This window comes from Amphibiibacter pelophylacis (genome assembly GCF_037688875.1).
Classification (GTDB): domain Bacteria; phylum Pseudomonadota; class Gammaproteobacteria; order Burkholderiales; family Burkholderiaceae_C; genus Amphibiibacter; species Amphibiibacter pelophylacis.
In genome coordinates this window covers 1-15,012 of record NZ_JAWDIE010000003.1, presented here as the reverse complement: position 1 = coordinate 15,012, position 15,012 = coordinate 1, and the positions used below count along the sequence as shown (strand labels likewise).

The window sequence follows — 15,012 nt, the reverse complement described above, 5'->3', positions numbered from 1 at the left end:
GCCAGGAGAGCCCCATGCAGTTCCGCCGCCGCCCGCCTGATGAGCCCGAAATCAACCTCATCCCTTTCATTGACGTTCTGCTGGTCATCCTGATTTTCCTGGCGACGACCACGTCCTACAGCAAGTTCACCCAGATGCAGGTCAGCCTGCCCACGGCCAACACCGAGCAGCTGGAGAACAAGCCGCAGGAAATCACGGTGATGATCTCGGCCGACGGCCAGTTCCGTGTCGCCGGTCAGGCCGTCGATGGCCGCAACCCCGATCTGCTGGCGCAGGCGCTGGCTGCGGCCGCCCAGGGCAAAAACCAGGCGCTGGTGGTTCTGGCTGCCGACGCCAGCGTGCCACACCAGCTCGTGATGAACGCGCTGGAGGCCGCGCGCCAGGCCGGTCTGCCCCGGCTGACCTTCGCCGCGCAGAAGCCCGCCGGGCTCTGAGCGCCGTGCTGCAGCGCTGGCGCGAGCGCCTCTGGTCGGCCTGGTGGCCCACGCTGGCGCAGCACCGGCCGCTGGGGCCGCTCGCCACCGGGCTGCTGCGCGCCGTGGCGGCACTCTACGGCCTGATCTGGCGCTGGCGTCTGGCGCGGCTGGATCGCCCCGGACACCGCCCCGCCCAAACGTCTGCGCCTGTGGCTGGGTCTGTGCCCGTGCTGGTGGTGGGCAACCCGATTGTCGGCGGCGCGGGCAAGACCCCGGCGGTGATCGCGGTGGTGGCGCTGCTGCAGGGCAGCGGGCTGCGCGTGGGAGTGATCTCGCGCGGGTACGGAGGTAGCCGCTCCGCGCTCCCCCAGCCCGTCACCCCGGACAGCGACCCCGCCACCTGCGGCGACGAGCCGGTGCTGATCGCCCGTCGCACCGGCGCGCCCGTCTGGGTCGGGCGAGATCGCCCGGCCGTGCTGGCCGCGCTGCTGGCCGCGCAGCCCGGCACACAGATCGTCGTCAGCGACGACGGCGCCCAGCACCTGCCGCTGCGCCGCAGCGCCGTGCTGTGGGTGCTGGACGAGCGCGGCGTGGGCAACGCCCGCCTGCTGCCCGCCGGCCCGCTGCGCGAGCCCTGGCCGCTGGCGCTGGCGGGCGATGCGCGCCGCGACCAGGCGGCCGCCAGCGGCGCGCCCGCACCCCATTGGCTGCTGTACAACGCGCCGCAGCCGTCAACGTCCGAGCCGGGTTTTCTGGCCACGCGCGCGCTGGGTCGGCCTGTGCCGCTCGCCGACTGGCTGGCCGCAAAACCGCTGGGGGATGACGCGGCGGCTGCGGCTGCCGCTGCCGCTAGTGCGCCACCTGGAGTCCTTCCCCTGGCCTTGGCCGGGCTGGCGCACCCAGACAAGTTTTTCGCCCTGCTGCGCGAACAGGGCCACGCCTTCACCCCGGCGCCGCTGCCCGATCACGCCGCATGGGACGATGCGCCCTGGCGTCAGCACCCCGCCTGGCAGCCCGGCACGCCGCTGTGGGTCACCGAAAAAGACGCTGTCAAGCTGCGCCCCGGGCATGCGCGCGGCGAGCTGCCGCCCACCTGGGTCTGGCCGCTGGAGCTGGCGCTGCCGCCCGCGCTGGCGCGCGAGGTGCTGGCCTGGGCGCTGGTCTAAAATCATTCAGAATTATTTTCCCCAAGGTCTGATCCAAGGAACCCCCATGAGCCTCGACCCCAAACTGCTGACCCTGCTGGTCTGTCCGCTGTGCAAGGGGCCGCTGAGCGCGCACCACGGCCCGGCGCCCGCGTCAGGGCACCCGATGCTGGACGCGCTGGTCTGCCGCGCGGACCATCTGGCTTTCCCCGTCATCGACGGCATTCCGCACATGCTGGAATCCGACGCGCTGGCGCTGGACGAGCAGGGCGAGCCCATCCCCGCTGCGGGCTGACATGGCCACCCACGTCATCATCCCGGCGCGGATGGCGTCCAGCCGCCTGCCCGGCAAACCGCTGCTTGATCTGGCCGGATGGCCCATGGTGGTGCGCGTGGCGCGCAGCATGATGCAGGCCGCAGTGCCCGGTGACGGCGCCGCCTCGCCCTGGGCCTCGGTCACCGTGGCCACCGACCACGCCGATATTCTGGCGGCCTGCCAGGCCCACGGCGTTGCCGCTGTGATGACCGACGCGCAGCACAACAACGGCAGCGAGCGCCTGGCGCAGGCCGCGCAGCTGCTGGGGCTGGCGGATGACGACATCGTCATCAACGTCCAGGGCGACGAGCCCCTGCTGCCGCCCGCGCTGGCGCAGGCCTGTGCGCAGCAGTTGCTGGACGACGCCGACTGCGGCATGAGCACCGTCGCGCACCCGCTGCACGAGCGCGCCGGTCTGCACAACCCCAACATCGTCAAGGTGGTGCTGGATGCGCGGGGGCGGGCGCTGTATTTTTCGCGGGCGGCGATTCCATGGTGGCGCGACGATCCGGGGCAGGGCGAACCGCAGGCGGTGCTGCGCCACGTCGGGCTCTACGCCTACCGCGCCGGGTTTTTGCAGGCGATGACGCGCTTGGCGCCGTCGCCCCTCGAGCAGATCGAATCGCTGGAGCAGCTGCGCGTGCTGTGGCACGGCCACCGCATCAGCGTCCACGTCACGGACAGCGCGCCGCCCGGCGGTGTCGATACGCCCGAGGATCTGGCCCGCGTGCGCGCCTGGCTGGCTTCCCGCTGAAGCGTCTGAGTCGCCAGAATCCCCACTGATTTTCACCCCGGAGGCCCCATGGCCCGCACCAGCACCTACCTCAATTTCGTGCGCCAGACGCAGTCGGCGTTCGAGTTCTACCGCAGCGTTTTCGGCGGCGATTTCATCGGGCCCGTCGCGCGCTTTGGCGACATGCCGCCGTCGCCGGATCACCCCATCGCCGACGCCGACCGCGATCTGGTCCTGCACATCGAGCTGGCCATCACCGGCGGCCACGTGCTGATGGGCACCGACGCGCCCGAAAGCATGGGCTTTGCCGTGACGCCGGGCAACAACGTCCACCTCAACCTCGAGCCCGACACGCGCGCCGAGGCCGAGCGCCTGTTTGCCGCACTCTCGGACGGCGGCAGCGTGCAGATGCCGCTGCAGGACATGTTCTGGGGCGCCTACTACGGCAGCCTGACCGACCGCTTTGGCATGCACTGGATGGTCAACTGCGCCCAGCCTGCCTGAGCCTGAAGCGGCTCAGCCATCCAGCGCCAGCGTGACGCGCGGGCGGCCGTCCGGGCCACGCTCCAGGCGGATCGCGCCCTGAAAGACTTCGACCAGCGCCTGCTGCACGGCCGCGTCACCGGGCGGGCCATCGGCGCGCAGTCGGCCCCCCTCCATGACCAGCAGGCGGTCGGCCTGCAGCGCAATGGGCAGATCGTGCAGCACGGTCAGTATCGCGCAGGGCGTATCGCTGTCGTGTGCCAGCAGGCGGAACAGCCGGGCCAGCGCGACCTGGTGCGGCGCGTCCAGGTGGGTGGTGGGCTCGTCCAGCAGCAGCAGCGGCGCCTGCGTGGCCAGCACGCGGGCCAGCAGCACGCGCTGGCGCTCGCCGCCCGACAGCTCGTGCAGACGGCGGTGGCGCCAGGCGATGCAGCCTGTCAGCCGCATGGCGTTTTCGGTGACCGCCAGATCCCGGGCGCACGGCGTGGCCAGCAGGCCCAGACGTGCGATGCGGCCCAGCGCCACGGTCTCCTGCGCCGTCAGTTCGCCGCTGATGTCACCCTGCTGCGCCAGCCAGGCCAGATGGCGGGCCCGAACGGCGGGCGGGGCGCTGTGCACATCCAGCCCGTGCGGCTGCAGCCGCACCCGGCCGTCTGAGAGCGGCTGCAGCCCGGCCAGCGCGCGCAGCAGGGTGGATTTGCCCGCGCCGTTGGGCCCGACCAGCGCCGTCCAGCCCGGGCTGGTGTCCAGGGTGATGCCGTGCAGCACATCACGCCCCGCTTTGGGCCCTCCAAGACGCACGCGCAGATCGCGGGCGAAGAGGTGGGGGTTGAGCCGGCCTGTCACAGCATTACCCCGCCGCACGCTGGCGCAGCAGCCAGACCAGATAAGCCCCGCCCAGCACGGCGGTGACCACGCCGACGGGCAGTTCCTGCGGGGCGATCAGCGCGCGGGAGATCACATCCGCGCCCATCAGCAGCGTCGCGCCCACCCCGGCGCTGGCCAGCAGCAGCCAGGCGTGGGGCCCGGGCGCATTGCGCCGCACGAGGTGGGGCGCGACCAGGCCGACAAAGGCGACCAGCCCCGCCTGCGACACCGCCAGCGCGGTGCCCAGGCTCAGCAGCATCACCAGCCCCAGGCGCACGCGGGCCAGATCCAGTCCCAGACTCTGTGCGCTGTCTTCGCCCAGGGTCAGCGCATCCAGCGCGCGCGCATAGCGCGTGGCCACAGCGGCGAGCACCACCAACCCCGCCGCCAGCAGCGCGAGCGCAGGCCAGCCCAGAAAGCTGGTGCTGCCCAGCATGAAGGCCTGCTTGCCCCGCAGCGCGTCGGGCGACACCACGGTGATCAGATCGCTGACGGCGCCCAGCAGCACGCCCACCACCACGCCCGCCAGCAGCAGGCGCAGCGTGTGCGCCGCGCCGCGCGCCAGGCTCAGGGTCAGCAGCACGCCCGACAGCGCTCCGGCAAAGGCGGCGGCGACCAGGCCCACGCGCTCGATCCAGGCGGCGGTCGCCAGGCTGATGCTGACGCCGCCCAGCGTGCTGGCCGCCATCACCAGCACCACGCCCAGGCCCGCGCCCGACGCGCTGCCCAGCAGATACGGGTCGGCCAGCGGGTTGCGGAACAGCCCCTGCGCCAGCGCGCCCGACAGCCCCAGCAGCGCGCCCACCAGCCCCGCCCCCAGGGTGCGCGGCGCACGAATCTGGCCCAGCAGCAGCGCGGCGTCCGGCCCGGTCAGATCGGCCCACAACCGGCCGGGCGACAGGCCCGCCGGGCCTGTGGCCAGGCCCGCGCCCAGTGCCAGCAGCAGCGCCAGCGTAATCAGCAGCGCCATGCGCCGCCGTGGCCTGGCGGCCGGGTCGAGGCGTGAGGCGACAGGCGCTGGCTTCATGGCGTGGCGGACAGGCGAACCAGGCAGTCGGCGACCCAAGAGGCGGCCGTGCCCATGCGCGGGCCGGGCCGCACCAGCGTGTCGTACTGCGCCGCGTCAAAGCCGCACAGACGCTGGTGGCGCACGGCGGCGAGGGCGCTCCAGCCCGGGCGCTGAAGCAGCGCGGCCTGTTCGCTGCGCACGCCCATGATCAGGTCGGGGTGGGCGCGCACCACGAACTCGGGGTTGAGCTTGGGAAAAGGCCCAAGCGTCGCCGGGATGATGTTGACCAGCCCCAGCCGGGCCAGCGTTTCGCCGATGAAAGACGAGGTGCCTGCCGCGTACGGCCCGCCGCCCACCTCGAAATAGACCGTCTGGCCGCGCATTCGGGCGGGCACGCGGGCGGCAGCGGCGTCGATCTGGCGCGAAATATCGGCCCAGACGCGCCCCGCCGCCTGCGGCGTGCCCAGCAGGCGGGCGATCACCTCCAGCGTGCGGCGCACGTCGGCGTGGGTTTCGGCCTTGAGATAGACCACGGTGAAGCCCAGCGCCTCCAGACGCTCCATGGCCCGCGAGGCGGTCGAGGCCAGGATCACGTCGGGGCGCAGCGCGGCGATGGCCTCGATCTGCGCGTCGTCCAGCCCACCCAGATGGGGCAGGCGGGCGATGTCTTCGGGCCAGCTGGAGTAGCGGTCCACACCCACCAGGCGCTGGCCCACGCCCAGCGCCCAGGCGCTTTCGGTCAGCGAGGGCAGCATCGTCACGATGCGCTGCGGCGGCGCGGCCAGGGTGTGCTCCGTGCCCCGGTCGTCGCGCACGCTGACGGGCTGGGCGGCGGCGGCGAGCGCGGTCAGGCCCAGCAGACAAGCGGCCAGACAGCGGCGGGTCAGGCGCAGGCTCATGTTTTGGGGGCCCAGCGCAGGCTGGCCTGGACGCTGCGCCTGGCAGTCGCGTAGGTGCGGGCCACAGCGTAGTTTTTGTCCGCCAGGTTGTCCACACGCAGCAGCAGTTCCAGCTGCGGCGTCAGCGCCCGGCGCGCCGTGAGGTTGACCAGCGCATAGCCACCCAGGCGCCGTGTGTTGGCTGCGTCGTCGTAGCGCAGGCCGGCGGCCTGGACCTCGGCGCCCAGCTGCCAGCCCGCGAGCTGGGTGTCAGCGCCCAGGGTGGCCAGCCTGCGCGCCCGGCGTGGCAGGACGGTGTCCGTGACGGTGTTGCGCGGGTCGTGCCAGTCGATCGAGCCCCGCAGGGCCACCGGGCCGATCCGGGTGTTTCCGGCCAGGTTCACACCGCGCAGCACGGCACGGCCGGCGTTGACATAGCAGCCATAGTCGTCTGCGCAGGGGCCCGGGTCGCCAAAGCTGATCAGGTTGGAGACCGCGTTGCGCCAGGCGGTCAGGCTGGCCCCGGAGCCCGCGTCGCTCCAGCGCAGTCCGGCCTCCAGATTGCGGCCGGTTTCGGGCACCAGCGCCGCGTTGCCGTACTGGCTGAAGCGCTGGTAAAGCGTGGGTGCCCGGAAGGATGTCGCCGCCGATGCCGTCACCCGCCAGTTTGGCTGGAAAGCCCAGCCCCAGGCCAGGCTGCCGGTGTTCTGTCCGCCGAACTCGCTGTCCTGATCGTGACGCAGCTGCGCCTGCAGGGCGTGCGCGCCGAAATCGCCGCGCCAGCCCAGCGCGATGCCGTCCTGGTGGCGATGGCCGCGCAGCGCAGCGGCGTAGTCGGTCGCCGGGTTGTCAAGGCGGTCTTCGCGCCGCTCCAGGATCAGGTTCACGCGCTGGTCGCCCAGACGCTGCTCGTGCTGCAGGGTGATGTTGCGCAGCGTAGTGCGCGTGCCATAGAAGTCCGGCCGAGTCTCGTAGCGGCTGCGCGTTTCACCCAGACGCAGGCGGGTGGTGGCATCGGCGTTCCAGCGGCCCTGCCAGGCCAGGCTGCCGCTGATCAGGCTGTGGCGGTTTTCGTCGTCGGCGCTGGAGGTGCCGCTGTCGTAGCCCGACACCAGGCGGCTGGCCAGCAGTGTGGCGTCCACGCGGTGCTGATCGTTGATCTGATAGCCCAGACGGCCCTGGAGGCTGCTGCGCGTCCAGCCATCGCGGTCGGGGTTGTGGCCGGTGGCGTCGGCTGTTTTGGCATCAAAGCCGTCGCTGCGGCCGTGGCTGGCCGAGAGGGAATAATCCAGCGCACCGCTGGAGCCGCTCACGCCCGCCTGCACCTGTGCGGTGCCGTAAGCGCCCAGCGTCACGCTGGCGCTGGGCTGTGCAGGGCCGCGTCCGCGCCGGGTGAAGAGCTGCACCACGCCCGCGACGGCGTCCGAGCCGTAAACCGCTGCAACCGGGCCGCGCACCACCTCGATGCGCTCGATCTGGTCCACGGGAATCTGCTCCCAGGTGGCGCCGCCCGTTGACTGCGAATCCACGCGCACGCCGTCGATGTAAACGGCGGTGTGGCGCGTTTCGCCGCCGCGCAGGAAGACGCTGGTGGTGGATCCGGGCCCGCCGTTGCGCGAGGCCTCGAAGCCGGGCAGCCGCGCCAGCACATCGGCGACATTGGTGGCCCCGCTGCGCACGATCTCGTCACGGTCCACGACAGACAGGTCGGCCAGGACCGATGAGACGGCCTGAGGCGTGCGGCTGGCCGTGACGACCACCGCATCCAGCGCGGGTTGCGGGGCGGTCTGCGCGTGGGCAGCCAGAGGGATGAGCAGGGGTGAAACGGACGCCAGGGGCGCCAGCGCGGCCAGCAGACGGCGGGCGCGCAGGGGAGAGCGTAGGGTCATGGAATGGACAGTCAAGCAGCGCGCCCGGCCGGTTCCCCGCAGCCGGGCGCCTTACAGCCCGGCACGAAGCGCCAGGCCACCCTGTTGGCCGGTATCCGGGCTGACAGCACGGTGCGCGACGCCTTCCCAGACCGTGCAGCCCCTGAAAACCGGGGCCGTGTCGTCCAGTGGCTGCGTGTCACGCACTGGCCTGCCGGGGGTGGCGGGCCGTCTGCTTACCGTTGCGGGGGCAGCTCAGGTCAGTGCGGGCGGGGTCGAGTGACCCCCGCGCGCATCCTCCTGATTCCCGTTGAACTGTCCTGACCGTAAAGCCAGGACGGCACCAACGGGCGCATTATAGGGAAAGCCCCCGTCGCGTCAGAACAGATCGACGCCGCCACTGACTGCATCGTCCTGGCGGCTGTGCGTGTCGGCGGCGCAGATGCGGTTGCGTCCCTCGTGCTTGGCGGTGTAGACGGCCTGGTCGGCGCGCTCGAAGGCGCTGGTGGGCGAATCGCTGGTGCGGATGCGCGTGTAACCGATGCTGACGGTGATGTGGCCTGCACGCGGAAAAGCGAACTGGCCGACCTGCTCGCGCAGCCGCTCCAGCGCCTGCGTGGCGCCCGCCTCGTCGGCGCAGCGCAGCAGCAGGACGAACTCCTCGCCGCCGAAGCGGTAGAGCAGATCCATGTGGCGCAGCGACTGGCGCATCAGCCGCGCCATGTGCAGCAGCACCTCGTCGCCGATGACGTGGCCCCAGGTGTCGTTGACGCGCTTGAAGTGGTCGATGTCCACCACCGCCAGCCAGTAGCCCCAGGCCTCGTCCAGCGTCTGGGCCTCCTGGCGGCGCAGGTCGGCGTACTGGTGGGTGAAGAGCTCGCAGGCGCTGGTCTGGCTGGGCACCGGCAGACGGGCGATGTAGCCCAGCGCACAGCGGCCCTGCGGCCGCGGCGCCACGGCGACCTTGTAGAAGGATTCGTCGAAGCTTTTGCGGATCAGCAGCCCGGTCAGCGTGTCCTGCTGGCCCCAGACCAGCAGGCTGCGCAGGTGGTTGCCCAGACGGAACACATCGTGCAGCGTGGCCAGCTGGGCCTCGTCCAGGGGCTGGTGGGTGATCACCTCCAGCACCGCGCCATCGCGCCCGGCATTGGACAGCGGCAGCAGGATGAACTGGCCGCTGGGGCTTTCCGGGCCTTCCCGGTCCTCGGGCAGAGCCCAGGCGCGTGTGATGCGCAGGCCGTCGCTCAGCGCCTGCTCGTGCAGGGGCAGGGCGGCCAGCGGGGGCAGGCGGTCGTGATCGACCCAGAGCGGTTCCGGGCCGGCCTCGACACTGCCTTCATCGAGCAGAAAGCGCAGCAGCCAGCGCTGGCCCGAGCGCTCGATCAGGGCCAGGCGCTGCACCGGCCACTGCCGCTGGACAATGCCCACCAGCCCCAGATCCAGCGCGTCGAAATCGCGCAGGGCAGCCAGGTCAGCGAGCTGTTCGCTCAGTCGGCGGGGAGGCGCGGTCACGCTCGGCGCCCGGTGCGCGGTCCGTCAGGCTCCGCTCAAAGCGGAACCATTTCGAAATCGTCCTTGCGGGCGGCGCATTCCGGGCAGGTCCAGTTGGCGTCCACGTCGGCCCAGGCGGTGCCCGGGGCTATGCCGTGTTCCGGATCGCCGGTGGCTTCGTCATAAATCCAGCCGCAGATCAGGCACATCCAGGTTTGGGCTTGAGGCATCTCGTCTTCCTTCTTGGGCCGGACGGGTCCGGCGAGTTCACTACAATGGCGGAATCGTGAATTGTAGCTCGCCGGGTCTTTGCACTGATCCGGCCTCAGGAAAGCATATGACGCCAAGCAATGACCCCCTGGGCCTTCCCCCCGAAACCGACGCCGAAGGCGACGAGGGCGAATCCGGACTGCCGGCGCCGGTGTGCGTCATCACCTTCAACGGCCAGGACCCCAGCGGCGCAGGCGGCCTGGCGGCCGATGTGGCCACCATCAGCGCCATGGGCGGCCATGCCTGCCCGGTGGTCAGCTGCATCTGGGTGCGTGACACCACCGAGGTGCTGGGCCACCTGGTGCTGGACCCGGAGATGGTCGTGGCGCAGGCGCGCATGCTGCTGCGCGACATGGACATCAGCGGCTTCAAGGCCGGTTTCCTGGGCTCGCCCGAGGTCGTACGCGGCGTCTCCGAGCTGATCGCCGAATACCCCGACATCCCGCTGGTCGTCTACCTGCCCGAAGTGCTGGGCTGGGAAGAAGACACCACCAACGGCTACATCAGCGCCGTGCGCGAGCACCTGATCCCGCGCGCCGCGCTGCTGTCGGGCTCGCACGAGGTGCTGACGCAGTTTCTGGCCGAACCCGGCCAGGCCGCGCCCGCCAGTGGCCAGCTGCCCACGCCGTCCGAACTGGCGCTGCAGGCGCACCGCATGGGCGCCAGCCGCCTGCTGGTGACGGGCCTGGCGTCGGGTGCGCACGCGGCCGGGGGCGGCAGCTTCATCGACAACGTGCTGCTGTCGGTCAATGCGGACGGGCAGGTCGAGCACGGCGTGCGCGAGCAGTTCGAGCGCATCGACATGAATTTCATCGGCACCGGCGACACGCTGGGTGCGGCCGTGGCCACGCTGCTGGCGTCGGGCACCGACCCCAACGAAGCGGTCAGCGAATCCCTGCAGTTCCTCGACCAGAGCCTGGAAACCGGCTACCGCCTGGGCATGGGCTCAGCGATTCCCGACCGCTTTTTCTGGGCCGTTCCGCCCGACGACGAGGGCGAGCCCGGCGAAATGCCGCTGGAAGCCGAGGGCGAGCCCAGCGAGGGCGACGTCAGCGACGCCGACCTGGCCCTGCGCCGCCAGAAAGCCAAGCGGCTGCACTGATCCCATTTCCTTTGCCGAATGACTGACATGAACGATTCATCCCCGCGCAGCCGTGCCCTTTTTGAACGCGCCCAGGCCGTGATCCCCGGCGGCGTGAATTCGCCCGTGCGCGCCTTCCGCGCCGTGGGCGGCACGCCGCGCTTCATGGCCCGCGCACAAGGCGCTTACCTGTGGGACGCCGATGGCCAGTGCTACATCGACTACATCGGCTCCTGGGGCCCGATGATCCTGGGCCACGGCCACCCGGCGGTGCTGGCGGCCGTTGAATCGGCGGCGCGCGAGGCGCTGTCCTTCGGCGCCCCGACCGAGCGCGAGGTCGAACTGGCCGAAGCGCTGGTCGCGCTGCTGCCCGGCATGGAGCAGGTGCGCCTGGTGAACTCGGGCACCGAAGCGGCCATGACGGCGATCCGCCTGGCGCGCGGCGCGACGGGGCGCTCTTACATCGTCAAGTTCGAGGGCTGCTACCACGGCCACGCCGACGCGCTGCTGGTCAAGGCCGGATCGGGCCTGGTCGCCGGGGCGCTGGCCAGCGGGCAGGGCGCCAGCGCCCCCGCGCCCACCAGCGCCGGGGTGCCGCCCGAGGTGGTGCAGCACACGCTGGTGCTGCCCTACAACGACTGCCAGGCGCTGGCCGACGTGTTCGCCCGCCACGGCGACGCCATCGCAGCGGTCATGATGGAGCCCATCGCGGGCAACATGAACTTCGTGCGCGCCAGCCGCGAGTTCATGGCGCAGGCGCGCGCCCTGAGCACGCAGCATGGCGCGCTGCTGGTGATCGACGAAGTGATGACGGGTTTCCGCGTTGCCCTGGGCGGCGCGCAAAGCCTCTACGCCCGCGACATCCCCGGCTTCGCCGCCGACATCACCGTGCTGGGCAAGGTCATCGGCGGCGGCATGCCGCTGGCCGCGCTGGCCGCGCCGCGCGAGATCATGCGCCACCTGGCGCCGCTGGGTCCGGTCTACCAGGCCGGGACGCTGTCCGGCAACCCGGTGGCTACGGCCTGCGGGCTGGCCACGCTGGCACAGATCAGCGCGCCGGGCTTTTACGAGGCCCTGTCGGCCCGCACACAGCGTCTGGTCGATGGCCTGCGCGGCGTGGCCCAGGCGGCCGGAGTGCCTTTCAGCGCCGACAGCGAAGGCGGCATGTTTGGCTTCTTCCTGCTGGACCAACTGCCCCAGGACTACGCCAGCGTCATGCGCACCGACACCCAGGCCTTCAACCGCCTCTTCCACGGCGCGCTGGATCGCGGCGTTTACTTTGCGCCCGCCTTCTACGAAGCCGGTTTTGTCAGCGCCGCGCACAGCGACGCCGACATCGACGCCACCGTGGCGGCGGTGGCTGAGGTGCTGGGGGGCTGAGCCCGCATCACCCCAAACCTGCGCACTGCGGCTTCACCACATCCTGCCCCGCAGCCGCCCAGGCGTCAAAACCGCCCGCGATGGAGCTGACGTTCAGGTAGCCCATGTCCTGCAGGGCGCAGGCGGCCAGCGCAGCACGGCCGCTGGTCTTGCAGTACAGCATGATGGCCAGATCGCGGCGCGACAGTTCGGGCGTGGCGCTCAGGCGGAACTCCAGCACGCCGCGCGGCACGAGGATCGCGCCGGGCAGGTGACCTGCGGCGTATTCGTCGGCTTCGCGGACATCCAGGATCACGTCGGCGGCGCGCAGCGCGTCTGGCGCCTCGCTGACGCTGATCTCGCGGATGCGGGTTTTGGCCTGGGCGACCAGATCAAGGGCGGTTTTCATGGCGTGTCCTTCGGGTTGAAAAGCGGGGTGCGGCGGCTCACAGCCGCAGCATGAAGACCAGCAACGCCAGGCCCATCAGCGCGACGGCGCCGTTGAGCAGCAGCGCCGAGCGCGGCCAGTAACCGGGCGGGATTTCCTTATCGCCCAGCGTGCGCAGCGCGCACAGGTACTGGCGCGCCGCGACCATCAGCGCCACGATGCCCAGCAGCACAAAGGCCACGCCCATCCACAGCGACACGCCCTGCTGCGCGCTGGCCGAGCCGTGCGCACCCAGCATGCCCAGAAAAAGGCCGAAGCGCTCGATGCCGAAGCCAAAACCGATCAGCGCCAGCGCCGTGCGGTTCCAGGCCATCAGCGTGCGCTCGGCGGCAAAGAGAACGCGGGGATCATCGAGAAAAGACATGCGACTCCAGACACTCGTACACCGCCATGCCCGCCAGCATGGCCAGAACAAAGACGGCGGCCTTGGGCTGCCCGGCGGCCACCGAAACCAGCGCCGGCCCCGGGCAGAACCCGGCCAGGCCCCAGCCCGCACCAAATGTCAGGCTGCCCAGCACCAGGCGCCGGTCGATGCGCCCGGCCGCAGGCAGTGTCAAAGGCTGACCCAGCCAGGTGCGGCCCCGGCGGCGGGCCCAGGCAAAGCCCGGCAGTGCGACGGCGATGGCGCCGCCCATGACCAGCGCCAGCGAAGGATCCCACAGACCGGCCAGATCCAGAAACCCGATCACTTTGCCAGGATCTGTCATGCCCGACAGGATCAGGCCCAGACCGGCCAGCAGGCCGACGGCGAAAGCCAGTGCGGCGGGTGCGGCGACCTCGATGCCCGCGCGTCGGGCGACGGCCGTGTCAGACATGATCAGACTCCCGCGTGGCGCAGCAGATAAACGGTGACAAAGCCCGCCGCCATGAAAGCGGCTGTCGCGGCGATGGAGCGCGGCGACTGGCGCGACAGGCCGCAGACCCCGTGCCCGCTGGTGCAGCCCGAACCGTAGCGCGTGCCCACGCCGACCAGCAGACCGGCCAGGACCACCGCGCTCCAGCCCGCGTCGATGCGCGCTGTCAGCTCCAGGCCCGTCAGCGCAGCCACGGCAGGGGCGGCCACCAGGCCCAGCACAAAGGCGATGCGCCAGGGCTCGCGCTGGCCGCGTCGCAGCAGAGCTCCCGCGATGCCGCTGATGCCCATGATGCGCCCCAGGCCCAGCAGCAGGATCACGGCGGCCAGCCCCAGCAGGGCGCCCCCGGCCAGCGCGGCCAGCGGGGTGAAGTGCGCGCCGTCCAGCGTCATGATGCGGCCCCGCCACTGCAGAAGTGCGCGTAGAGCACCGCCATCACGTCCTGCACGGCGGCGCTGCTCAGGCTGTAGTGGATGTTTTTGCCCTCGCGCCGGGTGCTGACCAGGCCTTCTTCGCGCAGCACGGCGAGCTGCTGAGACAGCGTGGGCTGGCTGACGCCGACGCGCTGCTCCAGATCGCTGACGCAGGCTTCGCCCTGGGCCAGCTGGCACAGCAGCAGCAGCCGGTCGGGGTTGGAGAGGGCTTTCATGAGCCGGCAGGCGCGGTCGGCCGACTGGCGCATCTGCTCAAGGCTGGGGGGGGCGAGGGCGGTGTCCATGACAGGCTCCGGGGTGTGGAGCCGTCAATTTAGGATAAAACAATCTATCAGTCAATAGATTGTTTTGTGACGAACTGTTTCTGAACCGCCGTCAGTCGCGGGCAGGACGGGCGCCGCGCAGGTGCGCCACTTCGACGGCGCGCAGTGTGCCAGCGATCTTGTCGAGTACGCCGTTGACGTATTTGTGGCCGTCGGTGCCGCCAAAGGCCTTGGCGAGTTCAACCGCTTCGTTGATGACGACTTTGACGGGAATGTCGATGCAGTGCGCCATCTCGTAAGCGCCGATCAGCAGGATGGCGTGCTCGACGGGCGAGAGCTCTTTCACGCCGCGGTCGATGTGGCGCGCGATGTGCTCGTCCAGCACCGCCGCTTCGGCGATGCAGCCCGAGATCAGGGCGTCCAGGTGCACGGTATCGACCTTGGCGGCGGGCGCCTCCTCGGTCCAGCCCATGACGTGCTGCTGGATGGCGGCGGCGCTCTGGCCGGTCAGCAGCCATTCGTAGAGGCCCTGGACCGCCAGCTCGCGGGCGCTGCGGCGGTTGATGCGCTGCGGGCGTCGCGTTGGGGCGGAGGGGGTGGGGGCAGCGGATTCAGCGGTCATCGGGAGGCAGGTCCAAAATCAAAGAGCAGAAGAAAGAGCAGAAAAAAAGCAGGCAAAGAGCGGCAAAAGCGCCCGTCCAGCCCGGTCAGGCCAGGCGGTTGAGCAGGTGGATCATCTCGACCGCGACACGGGCAGCGTCGCGCGCCTTGGCTTCGACGCGGTCCCAGGCCTGGGCCTCGTTTTCGACGGTGAGAATGGCGTTGGCGATGGGGATGTCGCGGTCCAGCGCCACGCGGGTGACGCCGCTGGCGCTTTCGTTGCAGACCAGCTCGAAGTGGTAGGTCTCGCCGCGGATGACGCAGCCGATGGCGATCAAAGCATCGAACTCTTCGGTCATCGCCATGGCCTGCAGCGTGACGGGAATCTCCAGCGCGCCGGGCACGCTGTGCGTTTCGATGTTGATCTCCAGCAGGCCCAGCGCCAGCAGCTCTTCGCGGCAGGCGTCTTCCATGCCCTGGGTGATGTCGTCGTTGAA

At 70.8% G+C, this 15,012-nt stretch carries 20 protein-coding genes and 1 riboswitch; of the genes, 7 read left to right on the top strand and 13 right to left on the bottom strand.

The features are described from left to right. Positions 1-14 precede the first annotated feature (14 nt). The 5 genes from RV045_RS02280 to RV045_RS02260 are packed head-to-tail and all read left to right on the top strand — an operon-like array spanning position 15 to position 3,114. The gene (locus tag RV045_RS02280; protein WP_423234143.1) at positions 15-434 is read left to right on the top strand and encodes an ExbD/TolR family protein; all 420 of its coding nucleotides are present in this window, start codon (positions 15-17) and stop codon (positions 432-434) included. 5 nt (positions 435-439) lie between these two features. Next, on the top strand, positions 440-1,582 hold the full coding sequence (gene lpxK, locus RV045_RS02275; RefSeq protein WP_423234142.1) for a tetraacyldisaccharide 4'-kinase: 1,143 nt from the start codon (positions 440-442) through the stop codon (positions 1,580-1,582). A 46-nt stretch (positions 1,583-1,628) separates the two neighbouring features. Next, on the top strand, positions 1,629-1,856 hold the full coding sequence (locus tag RV045_RS02270; protein ID WP_423234141.1) for a Trm112 family protein: 228 nt from the start codon (positions 1,629-1,631) through the stop codon (positions 1,854-1,856). A gap of 1 nt (position 1,857) precedes the next feature. Further along, complete coding sequence (gene kdsB, locus RV045_RS02265; protein WP_423234140.1) at positions 1,858-2,631, top strand: 3-deoxy-manno-octulosonate cytidylyltransferase; 774 nt, start codon at positions 1,858-1,860, stop codon at positions 2,629-2,631. A 48-nt stretch (positions 2,632-2,679) separates the two neighbouring features. Beyond that, positions 2,680-3,114 carry a VOC family protein gene (locus RV045_RS02260; protein ID WP_423234139.1) on the top strand — a complete coding sequence of 145 codons (435 nt, stop codon included), beginning with the start codon at positions 2,680-2,682 and terminating at the stop codon, positions 3,112-3,114. Between the two features lie 12 nt (positions 3,115-3,126). Here RV045_RS02260 and RV045_RS02255 read toward each other — a convergent pair whose 3' ends face one another. From RV045_RS02255 to RV045_RS02230, 6 genes are all read right to left on the bottom strand, one after another. Beyond that, on the bottom strand, positions 3,127-3,939 hold the full coding sequence (locus tag RV045_RS02255) for an ABC transporter ATP-binding protein (RefSeq protein ID WP_423234138.1): 813 nt from the start codon (positions 3,937-3,939) through the stop codon (positions 3,127-3,129). 4 nt (positions 3,940-3,943) lie between these two features. Then, positions 3,944-4,930 (bottom strand): FecCD family ABC transporter permease, encoded by a 987-nt coding sequence (locus RV045_RS02250; protein ID WP_423234137.1) that lies wholly within the window; start codon positions 4,928-4,930, stop codon positions 3,944-3,946. 53 nt (positions 4,931-4,983) lie between these two features. Further along, positions 4,984-5,868 (bottom strand): ABC transporter substrate-binding protein, encoded by an 885-nt coding sequence (locus RV045_RS02245; RefSeq protein ID WP_423234136.1) that lies wholly within the window; start codon positions 5,866-5,868, stop codon positions 4,984-4,986. Further along, positions 5,865-7,736, bottom strand: a complete 1,872-nt coding sequence (locus tag RV045_RS02240; protein WP_423234135.1) for a TonB-dependent receptor domain-containing protein — start codon at positions 7,734-7,736, stop codon at positions 5,865-5,867. The genes RV045_RS02245 and RV045_RS02240 overlap by 4 nt, the downstream gene beginning before the upstream one ends. Before the next feature lie 70 nt (positions 7,737-7,806). Continuing rightward, a riboswitch (cobalamin riboswitch) is annotated at positions 7,807-8,076 on the bottom strand. A gap of 17 nt (positions 8,077-8,093) precedes the next feature. Further along, a complete protein-coding gene (locus RV045_RS02235) occupies positions 8,094-9,227 on the bottom strand; it encodes a GGDEF domain-containing protein (RefSeq protein WP_423234134.1) in 1,134 nt (377 codons plus the stop codon). A 35-nt stretch (positions 9,228-9,262) separates the two neighbouring features. After that, entirely contained in the window at positions 9,263-9,415 is a 153-nt protein-coding gene (locus RV045_RS02230) for a rubredoxin (RefSeq protein WP_423234322.1), read from the bottom strand. 128 nt (positions 9,416-9,543) lie between these two features. Here RV045_RS02230 and thiD point away from each other — a divergent pair, with 128 nt between their 5' ends. Together thiD and hemL are read left to right on the top strand one after the other, a co-directional pair. Continuing rightward, on the top strand, positions 9,544-10,578 hold the full coding sequence (gene thiD, locus RV045_RS02225; RefSeq protein ID WP_423234133.1) for a bifunctional hydroxymethylpyrimidine kinase/phosphomethylpyrimidine kinase: 1,035 nt from the start codon (positions 9,544-9,546) through the stop codon (positions 10,576-10,578). Positions 10,579-10,605: 27 nt separating this feature from the next. Beyond that, a complete protein-coding gene (hemL, locus tag RV045_RS02220; RefSeq protein WP_423234132.1) occupies positions 10,606-11,937 on the top strand; it encodes a glutamate-1-semialdehyde 2,1-aminomutase in 1,332 nt (443 codons plus the stop codon). A gap of 7 nt (positions 11,938-11,944) precedes the next feature. Here hemL and RV045_RS02215 read toward each other — a convergent pair whose 3' ends face one another. The 7 genes from RV045_RS02215 to ribH all read right to left on the bottom strand — a co-directional run. Next, entirely contained in the window at positions 11,945-12,325 is a 381-nt protein-coding gene (locus RV045_RS02215) for a rhodanese-like domain-containing protein (RefSeq protein ID WP_423234131.1), read from the bottom strand. Positions 12,326-12,362: 37 nt separating this feature from the next. Beyond that, positions 12,363-12,728 carry a YidH family protein gene (locus RV045_RS02210; protein WP_423234130.1) on the bottom strand — a complete coding sequence of 122 codons (366 nt, stop codon included), beginning with the start codon at positions 12,726-12,728 and terminating at the stop codon, positions 12,363-12,365. Further along, positions 12,712-13,179 carry a DUF6691 family protein gene (locus tag RV045_RS02205; RefSeq protein WP_423234129.1) on the bottom strand — a complete coding sequence of 156 codons (468 nt, stop codon included), beginning with the start codon at positions 13,177-13,179 and terminating at the stop codon, positions 12,712-12,714. The genes RV045_RS02210 and RV045_RS02205 overlap by 17 nt, the downstream gene beginning before the upstream one ends. 2 nt (positions 13,180-13,181) lie before the next feature. Beyond that, positions 13,182-13,610 (bottom strand): YeeE/YedE family protein, encoded by a 429-nt coding sequence (locus tag RV045_RS02200; protein WP_423234128.1) that lies wholly within the window; start codon positions 13,608-13,610, stop codon positions 13,182-13,184. Continuing rightward, on the bottom strand, positions 13,607-13,936 hold the full coding sequence (locus RV045_RS02195) for an ArsR/SmtB family transcription factor (RefSeq protein ID WP_423234127.1): 330 nt from the start codon (positions 13,934-13,936) through the stop codon (positions 13,607-13,609). Before RV045_RS02195 ends, RV045_RS02200 begins: the two co-directional genes overlap by 4 nt. Before the next feature lie 91 nt (positions 13,937-14,027). Further along, entirely contained in the window at positions 14,028-14,537 is a 510-nt protein-coding gene (nusB, locus tag RV045_RS02190; protein ID WP_423234126.1) for a transcription antitermination factor NusB, read from the bottom strand. Between the two features lie 85 nt (positions 14,538-14,622). Then, positions 14,623-15,012 (bottom strand): 6,7-dimethyl-8-ribityllumazine synthase (gene ribH / locus RV045_RS02185; protein ID WP_423234125.1); only part of this gene is annotated, 390 nt, incomplete at its 5' end.